Origin of the sequence: Paenibacillus sp. lzh-N1, assembly GCF_002872435.1 — a bacterium.
In the GTDB taxonomy this organism is placed as follows: Bacteria; Bacillota; Bacilli; order Paenibacillales; family Paenibacillaceae; genus Paenibacillus; species Paenibacillus polymyxa_C.
Genome location: NZ_CP025696.1, coordinates 1,818,365 through 1,833,474, shown reverse-complemented (window position 1 = coordinate 1,833,474; position 15,110 = coordinate 1,818,365). Strand labels below are relative to the sequence as shown.

General features: G+C 45.6%; 13 protein-coding genes. 6 read left to right on the top strand and 7 right to left on the bottom strand.

Annotated elements, in window-relative coordinates:
• Positions 1-85: 85 nt before the first annotated feature.
• Positions 86-952 carry an SDR family oxidoreductase gene (locus C0638_RS08280; protein ID WP_013373814.1) on the bottom strand — a complete coding sequence of 289 codons (867 nt, stop codon included), beginning with the start codon at positions 950-952 and terminating at the stop codon, positions 86-88.
• Between the two features lie 138 nt (positions 953-1,090).
• Here C0638_RS08280 and C0638_RS08275 point away from each other — a divergent pair, with 138 nt between their 5' ends.
• Positions 1,091-1,984, top strand: coding sequence for a diacylglycerol/lipid kinase family protein (locus C0638_RS08275; protein WP_040102511.1), 894 nt, complete (start codon positions 1,091-1,093; stop codon positions 1,982-1,984).
• Between the two features lie 14 nt (positions 1,985-1,998).
• On the opposite strand, the gene C0638_RS08270 is transcribed toward C0638_RS08275, so the two are convergent.
• Positions 1,999-2,541, bottom strand: coding sequence for a hypothetical protein (locus C0638_RS08270; protein WP_040102510.1), 543 nt, complete (start codon positions 2,539-2,541; stop codon positions 1,999-2,001).
• A gap of 97 nt (positions 2,542-2,638) precedes the next feature.
• Between C0638_RS08270 and C0638_RS08265 the strand changes: the two genes are divergently transcribed.
• Together C0638_RS08265 and C0638_RS08260 are read left to right on the top strand one after the other, a co-directional pair.
• A complete protein-coding gene (locus C0638_RS08265; RefSeq protein ID WP_040102509.1) occupies positions 2,639-3,553 on the top strand; it encodes a phosphatidate cytidylyltransferase in 915 nt (304 codons plus the stop codon).
• 133 nt (positions 3,554-3,686) lie between these two features.
• A complete protein-coding gene (locus tag C0638_RS08260; protein WP_013373818.1) occupies positions 3,687-4,028 on the top strand; it encodes a DUF3243 domain-containing protein in 342 nt (113 codons plus the stop codon).
• A gap of 139 nt (positions 4,029-4,167) precedes the next feature.
• Here the strand turns inward: C0638_RS08260 and C0638_RS08255 are convergent, their stop codons facing one another.
• Entirely contained in the window at positions 4,168-6,165 is a 1,998-nt protein-coding gene (locus C0638_RS08255) for a PTS fructose transporter subunit IIABC (RefSeq protein WP_025678123.1), read from the bottom strand.
• A 170-nt stretch (positions 6,166-6,335) separates the two neighbouring features.
• Positions 6,336-8,288, bottom strand: a complete 1,953-nt coding sequence (locus C0638_RS08250) for a BglG family transcription antiterminator (RefSeq protein ID WP_058711932.1) — start codon at positions 8,286-8,288, stop codon at positions 6,336-6,338.
• A 172-nt stretch (positions 8,289-8,460) separates the two neighbouring features.
• Between C0638_RS08250 and C0638_RS08245 the strand changes: the two genes are divergently transcribed.
• Complete coding sequence (locus C0638_RS08245; protein ID WP_058711933.1) at positions 8,461-9,345, top strand: GNAT family N-acetyltransferase; 885 nt, start codon at positions 8,461-8,463, stop codon at positions 9,343-9,345.
• Here C0638_RS08245 and C0638_RS08240 read toward each other — a convergent pair.
• Positions 9,326-9,883, bottom strand: a complete 558-nt coding sequence (locus C0638_RS08240) for a GNAT family N-acetyltransferase (RefSeq protein WP_058711934.1) — start codon at positions 9,881-9,883, stop codon at positions 9,326-9,328. The two genes, C0638_RS08245 and C0638_RS08240, sit on opposite strands and share 20 nt — an antisense overlap.
• Before the next feature lie 245 nt (positions 9,884-10,128).
• Here C0638_RS08240 and C0638_RS08235 point away from each other — a divergent pair, with 245 nt between their 5' ends.
• Positions 10,129-11,247 carry an RDD family protein gene (locus C0638_RS08235; RefSeq protein ID WP_058711649.1) on the top strand — a complete coding sequence of 373 codons (1,119 nt, stop codon included), beginning with the start codon at positions 10,129-10,131 and terminating at the stop codon, positions 11,245-11,247.
• A gap of 222 nt (positions 11,248-11,469) precedes the next feature.
• Entirely contained in the window at positions 11,470-12,510 is a 1,041-nt protein-coding gene (locus tag C0638_RS08230; protein ID WP_081317912.1) for a CdaR family transcriptional regulator, read from the top strand.
• A 25-nt stretch (positions 12,511-12,535) separates the two neighbouring features.
• Here the strand turns inward: C0638_RS08230 and C0638_RS08225 are convergent, their stop codons facing one another.
• Positions 12,536-13,681: a glycerate kinase family protein gene (locus tag C0638_RS08225; protein ID WP_058711650.1), complete on the bottom strand. Its 1,146-nt coding sequence runs from the start codon at positions 13,679-13,681 to the stop codon at positions 12,536-12,538.
• A 21-nt stretch (positions 13,682-13,702) separates the two neighbouring features.
• The gene (locus tag C0638_RS08220; protein WP_058711651.1) at positions 13,703-14,998 is read right to left on the bottom strand and encodes a GntP family permease; all 1,296 of its coding nucleotides are present in this window, start codon (positions 14,996-14,998) and stop codon (positions 13,703-13,705) included.
• Between the last annotated feature and the right edge of the window lie 112 nt (positions 14,999-15,110).

The window sequence follows — 15,110 nt, the reverse complement described above, 5'->3', positions numbered from 1 at the left end:
ATAATCAGTCGCGGTTCCAGTTATGAATGTAACTAAAACAGATGCTAACCTTCCTAGGCAGCACCCGTTTTGTACGACACGTTTATTATGCTTGGATTTGCTTGACCAGTTCACTAATTCCTTGCTTAAGCGGCGTCAGGGGACGCTTCAACAGCTTCTCAAAATCGTTGCTTACAACATCCAAAGCTCCTTCACGAATCGCTTGTTGAATGCCTACCACAATAGGGATGGCACCTTCCGGTACTCCCGCACCGAGCATGATCTCGGCATACGCAGCATCGTCTACCTGCTGTACAGGAACGTCCTTACCCAGGACCTCAGCAAGTATCGCTGCCAACTCTTCTTGGGTAATCGGCTTACCAGAGAGCTCGTAGATTGTATTCTCATGTCCTTCGCCAGACAACACGGCTGCAGCCGCTTGCGCGTAATCAGCGCGGGCAGCCCAACCTACTCTACCGGACCCTGCTGAGGTTAACCATGGAGCTCCCGCGAGTACGGATTGGATCGTGCCTGCTTCATTCTCAAGATACCAATTATTACGCAAGAAGGAGTAAGGAATACCTGACTCACGAATGAACTCCTCCGTAATACGATGTACGGGTGCAAGGAATAGAGTGCTGTCAGCGGCATTGGCCGCACTGGTATACGCGATGAAGCCTACTCCCGCACGCACAGCAGCATCAACAGCCGCTTTATGCTGACGAATTCTAGTATCATTATCCCCGTCTGCGGATATAATCAACAATCGATCTACACCAGCAAATGCCTGATCCAGCGTTTCTGGCTTGTCAAAATCGCCATGACGAACGTCAACGCCACGATTACGTAACCCCTCTGCTTTTTCCGGATTTCTTACGCTAACAATAAGGTCTTTTGCCGGGACGGATGCCAGCAATGTATCTACCACAATGGAACCCAGTTGCCCCGTTGCTCCTGTTAATGCGATTTTCATACGAAATCCTCCATTCGGTTTTTATTTACTTTTATATAGTAACTAAAAATATGATACATGTCTAATTTAGAGTCTAAAGGCATGCTTTTCGGGTAAGGGTTGGTAACCCAGACTTTCCCCAAAGAGAGGAATATGTATATGAAGAAAGCTATGATCATTGTAAATCCCTCTTCTGGCAAAGAGGAATCCCTCCAACATGTCAGAAACGTAGAAGAAATTCTACGTGAGCAAGGATACGCCGTTACAGTCGAAGAGACGGCACAAGAACTTGATGCCACCCGTTTTTGCGTCACTGCATGTCAGGAAGCTTATGATCTAGTCATTTCCCTCGGTGGAGATGGCACGCTTCACGAAACCATTAATGGTTTCATGGATCAAGCCCATCGTCCAAAACTAGGGGTCATCCCGCTTGGGACCGTCAATGATTTTGCCCGTGCCTTACAAATTCCGCTAAGTCCTGAACTGGCGATCCGTACACTCACTTCTGCTCGCGTGAAAGCCGTAGATATGGGTCTCTTAAACGGTCGAATGTTTGCCAATGTTGTTGCCACTGGCTCGCTTGCCGAATCGCTATCCGCTGTGTCGTCAGACGATAAATCCATGTTTGGTACATTTGCCTACTTTAAAGAAGGTTTGAAAGAACTTATCAACCATCCTGCCCATCCGCTTATCGTCCGCTATGATGACAAGACTTGGGAAGGCGAATCCCCTCTCTTTCTTGCTGCTTTAACCAACTCAGTTGGCGGATTTGAGAAACTGGCACCCGGGGCGGCTGTTGATGATGGCCTGCTTCACTGCTTTATTTTCAAAAACCTTAATATATTGAACACGGTGACGGCCAGCATAAGCTTATTTTTAGGCAACCTGAAAGATCATAGTGATATCGTTTACTTTACTGCAAAGCATGTAAGTGTCAGCTCTGCAGAACCGGTCAGTACGAATGTAGATGGTGAGGAAGGACCCTCTTTGCCTATCGAGCTTGGTATTCTAGCGCGTCACATCGAGGTGATTGTGCCTGAGGAGTCTAAGTAATAAAGTGCTTATCCTCAGGCTTGAGGCTCATACTCGCTCAATTTCCCCTCGTAGATCAGATGGAATCGGTCACTTTGCCGAAAATCGTCTGGTGTAATAAGGGCGGGCAACTTGTTCCATATTTTGATGCCGGATCGTTGTAAAATTTCCGCGACAAATTGCGAACAAAAATAAGAATTACTGAACTCGACTGGTTCTTTGAGTGCAACGCCAATTAATCCCAGTAAGTTATACATATATTTTTGCCGACTTCGGATAAATACATGTAAAACTCTCTTCATTTTCTCGACTTCACGGTCGGTTACTTGAAGCTCGTAGATGACACATGTTGTATTCGGAAATCTGCTGTATGTACCTGTCTTAATATCCTCTTTCACGAAACCACCATCCAGAGGGTTACTGGGGGTCTTTCTCCCGAAGCTGTATAACTCCGAAAGTTCTCGGTTGAAGGAAATGGAGGCGTGATTGTATGGTGCTCTTGTATAGCTTTTAATGACTCTCGTCAGAAACGTTCCCGTATTCGTAAGCAAGATAAAAACCGATTGATCAGCTACCATTTACGAAACTTCCCCTTATCAAGTTTGAATTATTCCTTCATAATAACATAGGACCCCCTTCAGGGAATCCTATTTCGCTATAAGTTGGTGAGTCGCAATGGACAGTTCGTTATTAACGTTAACCCTTATTTGTATAGCCTTATTAATCATCCATCTAATTTATATAGTGGTAGTCAAAACACAGCCAAACAAAGACTATGCAGCTATTGGACTTCGCATTAAGACCTGGTGGGGCATGTTCTTTATCTTTTGCCTGGCAACACTTTTCAATCCGATCGTTTCACTGCTTTCCTTGATGGTGCTTACTTTCTTTGCGCTAAAAGAATACTTCTCCATGATTAGATCCAGAAAAGCTGACCGCAGGTTGTTTTTATGGGCATACTTGGCGATTCCTGTACAGTTTTATTGGATTTATATCGGGTGGTATGGGATGTTTATCGTCTTTATCCCTATCTATGTATTCTTGCTGCTACCGCTCCCGCGATTGATCAATAAAGGAACCGTTGGTTTCCTACGTAGTGTCAGCTCGACTCAATGGGGACTCATGCTGATGGTTTTTGGACTGAGTCACCTGGCTTATTTTCAGTTTGCGGCGCCGCAATACGGAGCAAAACTTGTACTTTTTCTAGTGTTACTGACACAGCTCAATGATGTCGCACATTATCTGGCATCACTCTATTTCGGCAAACGGAAAATCGTCCCGACATCCAATCCCAATATAACTTGGGAAGGCTTTGCATTTGCTTTTCCCGTAACCATAGCGGCTTCCTATCTAATCTATCCGTACCTGACGCCGTTTGATCTGAAATTTGGGGTTATTTTCGGTATGTTGATTAGCTTGAGCGGTTTCTTCGGGAGCTTAACGGTTTCCGTGCTGAAGCGAGATTTATTAATCGGCGATGATAATAAGTTCGATGCTTTGAAAAAAAGCTACTTAAGCCGGGTAGATAGCTTGACCTACACCTCGCCCGTCTTTTTTCACGTGATTCGTTATTTTTTCGACTTTATGTAGCAATATGTACTTCTTCATCGCTCCACGATACTCTGCTTGCTTCTCGCCGTTTTCATTTTGGTTAGCCGGGGTAAGTACTACTGTACCACAAGCAGTCCTTATCCTAGAAAACAATCTTGAGGAGGCGTTAGAAATGGCAGAGCATAATCATGTTGTGAATAAGGAAGGCGAAGTGGCCCTGAACAAGGTAGATGACGCATTAAATCGGATAGACGACAGCAAAAAAGATGACATCTTGGGCAGCTTTGATTCATTCAAAAGTTATTTGAGCGACAAAATTGAAATGGCTCAAAAAATCGGCTTGAATGAAGAAGTGATGGCAAAAGCAGCTGAGAAGATCGCAGGCTATCTGGCAGCAAAAGAAGAACCGCGCAATAGCGAGGAGAAGCTTCTTCAGGAATTGTGGAAGGTAGGGGACAAAGAGCAGCAGCACGCGCTTGCCCACATGCTAGTACGTGTGGCTCAATCCTCGTAGAAATAGATGATGTATGAAAAATGATATCTTACTATAAAGGAGCAGTCTGTCCTCATCCGAGGATAGACTGCTCTTGCGTTTACTATCGTTGCAGCGCGTTCCGCTAATGATTACAATATGTTCTGCTTAGCGCATGGAATTAATGCACCTGAGTCAGTAATTGATATGCATCTTCCTTGGTAGTAACCGCCAGAAGCGCTTCTCTAAAATGGTCGTCCATCAGCTTACGAGACAACATTTGCAGCACCTTCAGATGGGCATTGTCCTTGCTATTACGCGGAACAGCAATCATGAAGATCAGTTTCGCTTCACTTCCGTCCATACTTTTCCAGTCCACTCCGCTCCGCTTCACCCCAAAGACCACGCTTGGCTTCAGAACAGCTTCCGATTTACCGTGAGGAATGGCAATATTCATTCCAATGCCTGTGGAGCTTTCCTTCTCTCGGTCCAATATAGCCTGTTTAAAACCACTTGCAGAACTTACGGCTCCATTTCTCTCAAGTGCTCCGATCATTTCATCAATCACGGCATCCTGTGTCGTTCCTTCCAGATCCAGATTAATCAGATCCATCGTTACAATATCTGTCAACTTCTCAATGTGAATGGCTTGCGAAGATACCTCGGGCTCGTTATTTGCAATCGCTGAAGCTGATGACTCGGCGGCAGTCGTAGTCATCGTAGATTGTTCCGTTACTGCGGCAGAATTTCCAGATGTCTCTTCTCCAGCAACAGCCGGATTTGCAGTTGCAATATCCCTTTTCAGCAGACTCACCAGGATAACTGAGACGGCTGCTCCGACAATAACAGCAATGAAGAACATGAACACATTGTCCACTGCACCAAGAATGGCTACAATCGGTCCACCATGAGCTACCTTATCCCCTACATTTCCCAACATCGCAATGACTGAACCGACCATAGATCCTGCCATGATACTAGGAATAACACGCAATGGATCTTGTGCAGCGAAGGGAATCGCTCCTTCAGTAATACCGAATAATCCCATCGTGAATGTAGCTTTTCCGGCTTCGCGTTCTGCTGGTGCAAATTTACGCTTGTTGATCATTGCTGCAAGTCCCATTCCAATCGGTGGAATACAAATCGCAACGGCGATCGGTCCCATAATTTCGTAATTTCCTTCACCAATCATGGCCGAGCCAAATAAAAATGCTACTTTATTGACTGGACCACCCATATCAAAGGAGATCATCGCACCTAAAATCAGTGCCAATAGAATTGAACTTGTACCTTGCATACCTGCAAGCCAACCCGTCAAAGCTTCAAACAATTGTGCGACTGGAGAACCGATTATAAAGACAAAGATTAATCCTACAATTAAAGATGACAACACAGGGATAATAATAATAGGCATGATCGGCTGTAACGCTCGCCCAACCTTCATTTTCCGAATACCCAGTGCAACATAACCCGCCAGGAAACCAGCGATAATTCCGCCGATAAATCCGGCTCCCGCCTCACTTCCATAAAAACTGCCGTTCGCAGCAATGAATCCGCCAACCATACCCGGTGCAAGCCCCGGTCTATCCGCAATACTCATCGCGATGAATCCAGCGAGGATTGGTATCATAAAGGTAAACGAAGCCGAACCGATATCCTGAACCGTCTTCCAAAATGAACCGTCCGGTATAACCAGACCGCCTGGTGTCTTCTCACCGCCAATCGTCAACGCAATGGCAATGAGCAATCCCCCAATGACAATAAAGGGCACCATATAGGATACACCATTCATCAAGTGGCGGTAGATAGGATTCTGCTTCGGTTTATTCTCCTGTGAGCTAGCTTCGGAGGCACGTGACTCTGCCTGGTACACAGGCACATTCCCCTTCATCACCCGCTGGATCAATTCTTCCGGACGGCGAATCCCATCTTGTACTCCAACGACCAGCAATTTCTTGCCGACGAAGCGGTCTTTGACCACCGTCTTATCCGCTGCAATAATAATGCCATCCGCTTCACGGATCTCCTGCTCCGTTAGTTGATTTTCTACTCCAATGGAGCCTTGTGTCTCGACCTTCATCTCGATACCCAGTTTGGCTGCTGCCTTTTGCAGATTCTCAGCTGCCATATACGTATGTGCAATTCCGTTAGGACATGAGGTTATCGCTAATATCTTCATAGTCATTCCCCTTCTCTCTGATGTTTCCGCTTACATTGATAGTATAACCGCCTTTTTTGCTGTTATCGGGCGAACTTTTTACCGGAACTTTCGGAAAAATAGAATAATACGGACAAAAAAACAGGACTTATAGATAAGTCCTGCTCCTAAGCACGGCTTTTAATTTTAGTTTATCCCTTTAGCTTCCCTAATAGTCTCATCGCATCGGTCTCCTTAGATAAAGCATGAACTAGAGCTGGCTGCTCACTGATTAGGGACAATTCCTTAAATAACTGCCGCATTTCTTCCCGCCCATCCTGTTTTACCGCAAGCAAGAACACAAGCTCTACTTTCTCGGTTCCCCAAGTAAGTGGCTTCTTTAAAGTAGCGACTACAATGGAGGACTGCCTTATCCACTCTGATCCGCCATGCGGGATAGCTATGCCTCCCCCAATCGTCGTAGCCGACATTTTTTCTCGCGCCAATACGCTGTCCACATATCCATTCTCCACATACCCTTTGTCCTCCAGTATTTGCGCCAGCTTGGAAATCAATTGTTCCGGACGCTGCACTTCTTGCTGGGGAAAGACTAAAAAAGGTGTAGTATACTTAAAAAATACAGATTCATCTGCGACTCTAGGTTCGGGCTCATCCATTCGTCTGATCACTTGTTCCAGTTGACGCTCATCCTTGGCATCCAGCAATGGAGAGACGAGAATGTGCGGAACGCTCAGCTCTGGAAGAGCTACGGTTGTAATGATGAGATCCACCTCCTGGGTTGCCAGATAGTCCTGGACTTCTGCCTTAGAAAGGGTTATCTCCACATGTACAGCCGGAAACTTACGTTCCACCTTTGTGCGCAGTAGCTGGGACATACCGATACCCATGTGACACACGATGATGGCTCTCTGAGGATGACTCTCTTTCTGGTGAAGTCGTTCCACAGAAGCCTGAAAATGTAGCGTTAAATACGCCGCTTCCTCTTCAGGGAACGATAACCGGATCGAAATCCCTACCTCTTCCAGCGTAATAATAACCCGGTCGAACATGTAAGGATACATCTTCTTAATCTCAGTCAGCATAGGATTGGACACCGTCAAACCATATTGAAGCCGGTTCAGGGTCGTATATAAATGGACCTTCAACCCTTTCAGCAACATCTTATCCTTGGAAAAGTCAATCATATTCAGCTCCGACATCCGCCGGACTAACTGCTCAATCAGCTTAGGCAAAAGCGGATGGCTGTCTGCCAGATCGCTTTGTTTGCCCTTTCTATCCTCTTGCTGGTAACGGAACTTTCCGCCCAGCAAATGCAGGGTTAGATAGGCCGTTTCTTCCTTGGAAAAAGGTACGGAAAACAGTTTTTGCAGCTGCCGTAAAAACGAAGTAGCCCATGTAAATTCGGCCTTCTCCTGCAAAAAGGCAATGTCTTTCTCGGAGAGAGAGATGGGCTGTCCCAGCTTGGTTCGTTTGACCATTAAGAGAATATGGAGCATTAAACCCTCAAAAGCTTCATCAGTAAAGCTGAGTTCATGATGCTTTTGAAATGCTTTTAATTCATAATTGATGGTTGCAATCTCGTGCGGCTCAAACTGCTTGCGCATCATCTGTCCTGTTAACTCAGGACTATCAATCAGCTGATTCATCCGCGCCAAAGCGATCCGCTTGTTTTTCTCTGTGCCTTGAATGGTCAATCCTACGCGCTGCTTGGTAACCAAGGCAAGATCAAAGTTGTGCAGCCAGTCATCAATCTTTTCCATATCTCTACGGATCACCGTCTTGTTCACATAATACTGGGAGGCCAGATCTTGTATCGTTACAGGCTTGGCATCCATCAAAAGCCGATAGGCGAGATGTAACACCCTCTCCTCATCCGATTCATGCTGGGCTGTACTCTCGCCTGCATACAGTCGGTGGAATAAATCAGCCTGCTCCGCTTCACTTATCTCCAAATAAATACCGCGTCCCGGTCTTCTCACCAGATTGGCATTGGAGTGCTTAGCTAGATATTCTTCAATTACTTTTAAATCGTTTCGAATCGTCTTTTCAGAGCAATCCGTTTGATCGGCCAAATCCTGAACTAACCACAGTCGGTTCGATTCAATTAACAACTTGCGGAGAATTTCTACTTGCCTTTTGTTCATTCCAATCTCCTATCTTCCAAAATAAAGAATGTTCAGGCATATCGGTTTATATTTCGTTAGCTTTATATTAACTTTATATTAGCTTATCGATATACTAATTGTAACCCTACAGCAACATACGGAGTGTGTAATAAGACAATCCAAATATACTGGATTTTCAGGAGGAAGAACAGTGATCACCTATTTGAGATGCAATGAAGTCAGCATGGAGCACATTTTCCAGGCATTTTCGCTCGGATTCTCAGACTATTCCATTCGCCTGACCATGGAACAGGACGATTTCGCGGCACGTTTTTTCGGTCCAGAGGGTAATTCACGGAGCCACTCTTTCCTTGCCATGGATGAAGATCAGCCAATCGGCTTGATTCTCGGCGGTATCCGGCAGTTTGACGGGTACAAGACCATGCGTTGCGGTACGCTATGCATCGGTCCAGCTTACCGTGGCCAGGGTATTAGCAACAGGTTGCTCGAATTGCATAAACAAACGGCCATCTCCGCGGGCTGCCAGCAGCTATGGCTCGAAGTCATCAGAGATAATCACCGAGCTGTCCAATTCTATAAAAAGCACGGCTATCAGGCACGCTATACGCTAAAATATTATAACGCTATGCTCCCATCGGTCTCTCCCGCTCCTTCATCTTCGTACGCTCTTAAAAAACTTATATTTGATGATGTCGCAGATTTCCGTACAACCCTCACCGACTGTCACATCCATTGGCAAAGTGACACACCTTATTACGCCAACAGCACACAAGAAGTTTTTCTCGGCATCTATGCAGTCGATCAAACCCGACTCGGCATGATTGCTATGGGTGCTCAAGGTAAAATCAACTTTCTTTGGGTCGATCCCAAACATCGAAACCAAGGCCTTGGACGTACCCTACTTCATAAAGCGGCAGAAACCCAAAAGGCCGAGAAGGTATATATCTGCCTGTCCGACAATAACTCTCTTGAAGGCTTTATCCAAAAGGTAGGCTTCTCTAAGGACCCTATTGAGCAGTATGAAATGTGTATACCCCTTGATCCAACTACTTCTCTCATTTCTGAGAACGATTGATATATTCTGATTTAACGAGTGCGCACATGCAAAGATCATCATATTTCCCCAACGTAAATTCATACTGAGATAGGATTCCTTCCTGCCGAAAGCCTGCTTTTTCAAGCAAACGCAAGGATTGTGTATTCTCCGGCTCTACTAGTGCCTGAATGCGGTTCAAGAGGAGGGTATTAAACCCATAGTCGATTACAGCTGCAAGTACCTCTGACATTAACCCTTGGCCCCAACAGGCTCTGGACAATTCATAACCCATTTCTGCTCGGTGATGACGTTGATCCCAGTTATGAAATCCGCAAGAACCGATGATTTTACCTTCATTCGTTTGAAGAGCCCAGCGGATTCCCTGATCTGTCTCAAAAATCCGATCATACCAACGGATCTCTTCCAGTGCCTCTTCTTCAGACTCAAATGGGCTCACTCCATAAAACTTCATCACCTGCTCATCTGAAAAGTATTCCAACATGTCCTTGCTGTCCGTCGCTACCATTTTTCGTAATACAAGACGTTCGGTTGTTATAACCGGAAACTCACCTTTCATATTCTCCCCCCTGTTCCCTTGTTCACTTTCGCCAGCTTTCCATTCATACCTACGCCTCCTAAGTTCAATATTCGATGATCATTACTTTATTCTTCCAATTATAAAGTAAATGAAAGAATACCTCTAAAGGGATATTTATAATTAGTTCTTTGTTTATAGAATGTTTTCCTAAACATGGATAATAAAAAGACCGTTATATAAGGAGTGTGTCTTAAATTATGGAATATTAAAATGAGGTGTACGATTTGGAAGACCAGCACATATTGCAGAATTCACAGGCAACAGCAAGAGAGAGGTACATTCGACATGGGCAAAACTATGGGGAAACAAACAGAATGGCTGAAATATCAAAAACCTACGGTTCGTCTATTTTGTTTAGACGTTGGGGAGCAACGATTTTTGATTTCATATTTTTTATAATTGGTTATATTTGTTTTTTCATCTCGGTCATTCAGGTAACAGACAGATGGTTGTTGCCTTTAGCGATTGCTTCCCGTTGCATTTTGATTATAGCTTTCTTCTGCTATTATTTGCTTTTGGAAGGTTACACAGGCTATACGCTTGGCAAATTCGTTTTTCGTATTAAGGTGGTTAACGGAGAAGGAAACCCTCCTGGTTTTCTTAAATCACTCATTCGCACGCTACTCAGGTTAATAGACACCAATCCGTTGCTAATGGGTTCACTACCTGCTGGTATCAGCGTGTTAGTGACTGCATCAAGACAACGAATTGGTGATTTAGCTGCAGGTACATATGTGGTAAAGGTACGGGATTTAGAGCCGATTAGCAAAAAGGCAATGAGATGGTCGCTCTTCATATTTTTTACCGCAATGGTGATCTTGGGAGCCTCGTTTGTAAATGCTATTTTTGTACTGGCAAACAGTTACGAGTCCAATGAAGCTCCGGTAAGCAAGCAGGAACAGAGCTATGTAAGTAGAGATGGAAGATTTCAAATCTCAGCCCCGTTAGACTGGTCGACAGACCCGGACTGGGAAGGAAAAGCAGATATTGCGATATTCAATCCCTACATTCAAAAGTCTGTTATCGTACGATCCAATTCGAAGGAGAAATTGGGTAATGTAACGCGCCAGTACTACACAAAGAAAATTCAAAACAATATAACCAAAGAGTTTAATCTCTCTACGGTAGGACCTTCATCCAACACCACGATTCAAGGATATCCTGCCACTCAGTTCACGATTAAAGGACAGAAAGATGTAGACCGTTATGTCACCCATGTAGCTATTATTGAAACTGAAAATAATTTCTATCAGATCATCGGTTATACACCTGCATCAAAATATAGCCGTTTAAAGAAAGAACTTCATGACATTACCTATAGCTTTCGTGAGGTTCGACCATAGGCAACATGACTGGCAATGAGAGAATACGACGCAAAAGACAGGCGCTCCTTGGAGCCCTGTTTTTTTGCATACAACTACTCTTGATATCTATGATAAAATAGGCTGACATGTTCAGCGCCCTGCTTTATTATATTGTTCAGATGCACAACAAATTGAAAACCCTTTCAAAAAATGCGATATAGTAAAACACCTTACATCACTAGATAAAGGAGGAATCCTGATTTGTTTCCGCTCTCCGAAAGACAAGCCCAAGACATCGTAGACAAAATGATGAAGGATATTCCATACAACATCAATATTATGAATGAACGAGGCATCATCATTGGCAGCGGCGAGAGTGAACGAATCGGAACCATTCACCAAGGGGCTGTTCAGGCGCTCGAAACCGGGAAAATGATTGAAGTGTGGCAGGACGGACATTACGAGAAAAAGGGAACCAATGAACCAATTGTCATTCATCATGAGCTAGTCGGTGTCATTGGTATTTCAGGCAATCCTGACGAAGTGCGTCCTTTTTGCAATATTGTTAAAACTACGGTATCTCTTCTCATTGAACAGCGCATTTCCTTGGAGCATTTGGCCCACGAGGCCAACCGTAAAAAATCCGTACTGGAAATGCTGTTAAATCATCAGGGAGCCTACACCCAAAAAATAAAAAAAGAAGCTGCTCAATATCACATTGATTTGCTTCTCAAAACTTCGGCCGTATATGTAAAGCATCTTCCTTCTGATCCTGCTCATTTGGCCGAGTTATCCAATATATTGATGCAGCACCCATCCTTTCGGATGGAGGAAGACAGTTATCTCATCCTGATACAGAATCAGGAACCAACCGCCAAACTGTTGGAACCACTTGTACGCAGCCATCCCGATGTGCTGCTTGCCATCAGCAGACAAGAGCACAGCATTGCCGATGTTTATATGCAAGCCAAGTCCGCTATGAATGTTTTACTAGCACTGCGTCCGCCTGTGCAGATCGTTTCTTTTGTTGAAGTCGAATTTCTGGTCAAATTAAGCCAAACCAACCTGACCAACACGATTCATCTGGTTAGCAAGCTGGAAGATACCGTGGATTTGCTGGATACGCTGCGAAGCTTTATTAACCATAACGGCAGTGTCTCCTTCACCGCAGATGAATTAAACATTCACCGAAATACACTGCAATACCGCCTGAAGCGCATCCATACCTTAACTGGCAAAGATCCCCGGAATCTCCTTCAGCTTTTTGAGCTTACACACGGCTTATTGGCGCTGTATCAATGAACTGCCGGATCACGCGAGAATCCGTTCATTTCTCACTGATTTGAAGTACTCTTGCGATATTCTCGCACGCACGCTCTACGTTTTGCGGTCCTTCGGCCAGCAGCTTACCCAGCTCCGAGGCTCCCGGCACGATGCCAAACACTGCATCTATTCCTTCCTTGTACAGCGTGTCGATCCCTTCCCCGATATAACCTGCGATCGCAATGACCTTTTTGCCGGATTGTTTGGCTGCCTGAGCTACTCCGTACGGAGTTTTACCGAATTTGGTCTGGAAATCAATGCCGCCTTCCCCCGTCAATACGATATCGGCCGTGGCTAGCTTCTGCTTTAAGCCAGTGTATTCAATCACGATTTCAATGCCTTTTTGCAGCGTCGCCTGAGTAAAAATCAATAAGCCCGCACCCAATCCGCCTGCTGCACCTGCACCCGGAAGATCGCGTACATCCTTGCCCAGCTGCTGCTTCACCACATCCGCATAATGAGCAAGATTAGCATCCAATTGCTGCACCATTTCCGGGGTTGCCCCTTTTTGCGGACCAAATACTCGAGAGGCCCCATGCTCTCCGCAGAGCGGATTTGTTACATCACAGGCTACAATCAATTGCACCTGCTGCAAGCGGTCATCCAGTGCTGAAATATCAATACTGGCCAGCTCGCCCAGACTGCCGCCGCCGCGTGGAAGAGAATTGCCTGCTGCATCCAGAAATCTAGCGCCCAGCGCTTCTGCCATACCTGTACCGCCATCATTCGTCGCACTTCCGCCAATGCCAATGATAATTTTTCGAATTCCCTGGTTCAGACACTCCCGAATTAACTCGCCTGTACCATAGGTTGTTGTCTTTAACGGGTTTTTGTTGTCCTTATTAACCAGATGGATTCCGCTGGCAGATGCCATCTCGATTGCCGCAGTAGTGCCGTCTCCCAGCAAGCCGTATGCCGCATTTACAGGTTCTCCAAGCGGTCCGGTCACCTCCATGTAACGAAGCTGTCCGCCTGTCGCATCCACCAGTGATTGTACCGTTCCTTCACCGCCGTCTGCCATCGGAACGTGGACATAATGGGCTGTCGGATAGACCTTGCGCAGCCCTTTCTCCATTGCGATGCACACTTCCTTTGCCGTCATGCTTTCTTTAAAAGAGTCCGGTGCCAGTACAAATGTTTTCTCTCTCATTTTGTCACCCCATCGTGAATATTAAAGTATAAATCCATATATGATTGTTGCTACAATCGCCATAGTTCCGCCCACAATAGCCTCATAAGGGATCAATCCCATCCGTTGTTTAATGCTCATTTTCATGCTGTCTGCCGTAACGTGAAAATAGTTGCCCTGTGGTAAGGAATCAATGACGGTAGCTCCTGTATGCACCATTACAGCGGCGGCTAACGGGGCAGTCCCCATGTTCAAAATGGCTTCCCCAAACGAGCCAGTCGCCAAAATAACGCCCGTCGAGGTCGATGCTGTGGCAGCCGCCATCAGAATCCCTGCAAGCGGTGCCAAAAATGTGCCAGAAACTCCCGAAGCTTCAATTAAGCCAACTACGTGAGCAGATAAATTGGAGGCAGAGATCAGACCCGCAATCCCGCCTGCACCGATCAAGATAAGCACGGTTGCCGTCATTTTATTCAAACCGGAAGCCGAATACTTCAGAATATTGCGCCCTTGTCCCATAGCCAGCATACCCACAATCCCGGCAATCGGCAGAATGTACATTGCGTCGACCTTGAAATTCGACAGTGCTTCAATGCCAGAGATGGAACCAATCGGGTTAATCATCAGCAAAATAACGGCTACCACCGGAGCTACAATCGCCCGTCCCAATGCCGGGTACTTCGACGTATCGACATCACTATCCATAATATCCTGTTCGGATACCTTCACGCCCTTGTTTTTTAACATAGACGCAACCAGAACAGTCATGATTAATCCGCATATCGCAGGCACCACACCCGCCAACATAACGTGGCTTAAATCCAGATTAAACCCGCGTGCTGCCGCAATCGTATTGGGATTCGGAGAGATAATATTTCCCGCCTTTCCGCCTCCAGACAAGGCCAGCAGGAGAGCCAGCTTGGATATCCCCATTTTGTTCCCAACCGACAAAGCAATAGGTGCCACGATTAGCACTGCGACGGGAATAAATACGCCTACTGCTGTAATAATCATCGTCGCTAACGCTAGGGCAAGGATCGCTTTACTGCCGCCAAACTTCTTTACAATAGCCTGTGCAATCGTCTCCGCTGCCCCAGACTCCATCATCACGCCTGCTAATACACCGGCCGCGAGCACACGAATGACCGTCCCCATCACACTTTGCGTACCACTAATTAACACGCTGATCGTTTGCTCCAGATTGGCTCCGCCCAATAAAGCGCCTACAATAGCTCCCAAAAATAAGGCGTAAACCGGATTCAGCTTTCTCAATATCAAAATAATTGCAATAGCCAGCCCTGCCAGAGCTCCTATCCAACTGATCGTTAACCCTTCCATCTGTCTAACCCCCCGGGCAATTTTTGATTACGCTTTCATTATATCGATTGCAGAGTGTGAATTATATTGAAGAACAGACGAAATTGATTGTGCATTTGCACAAAAAAACCGA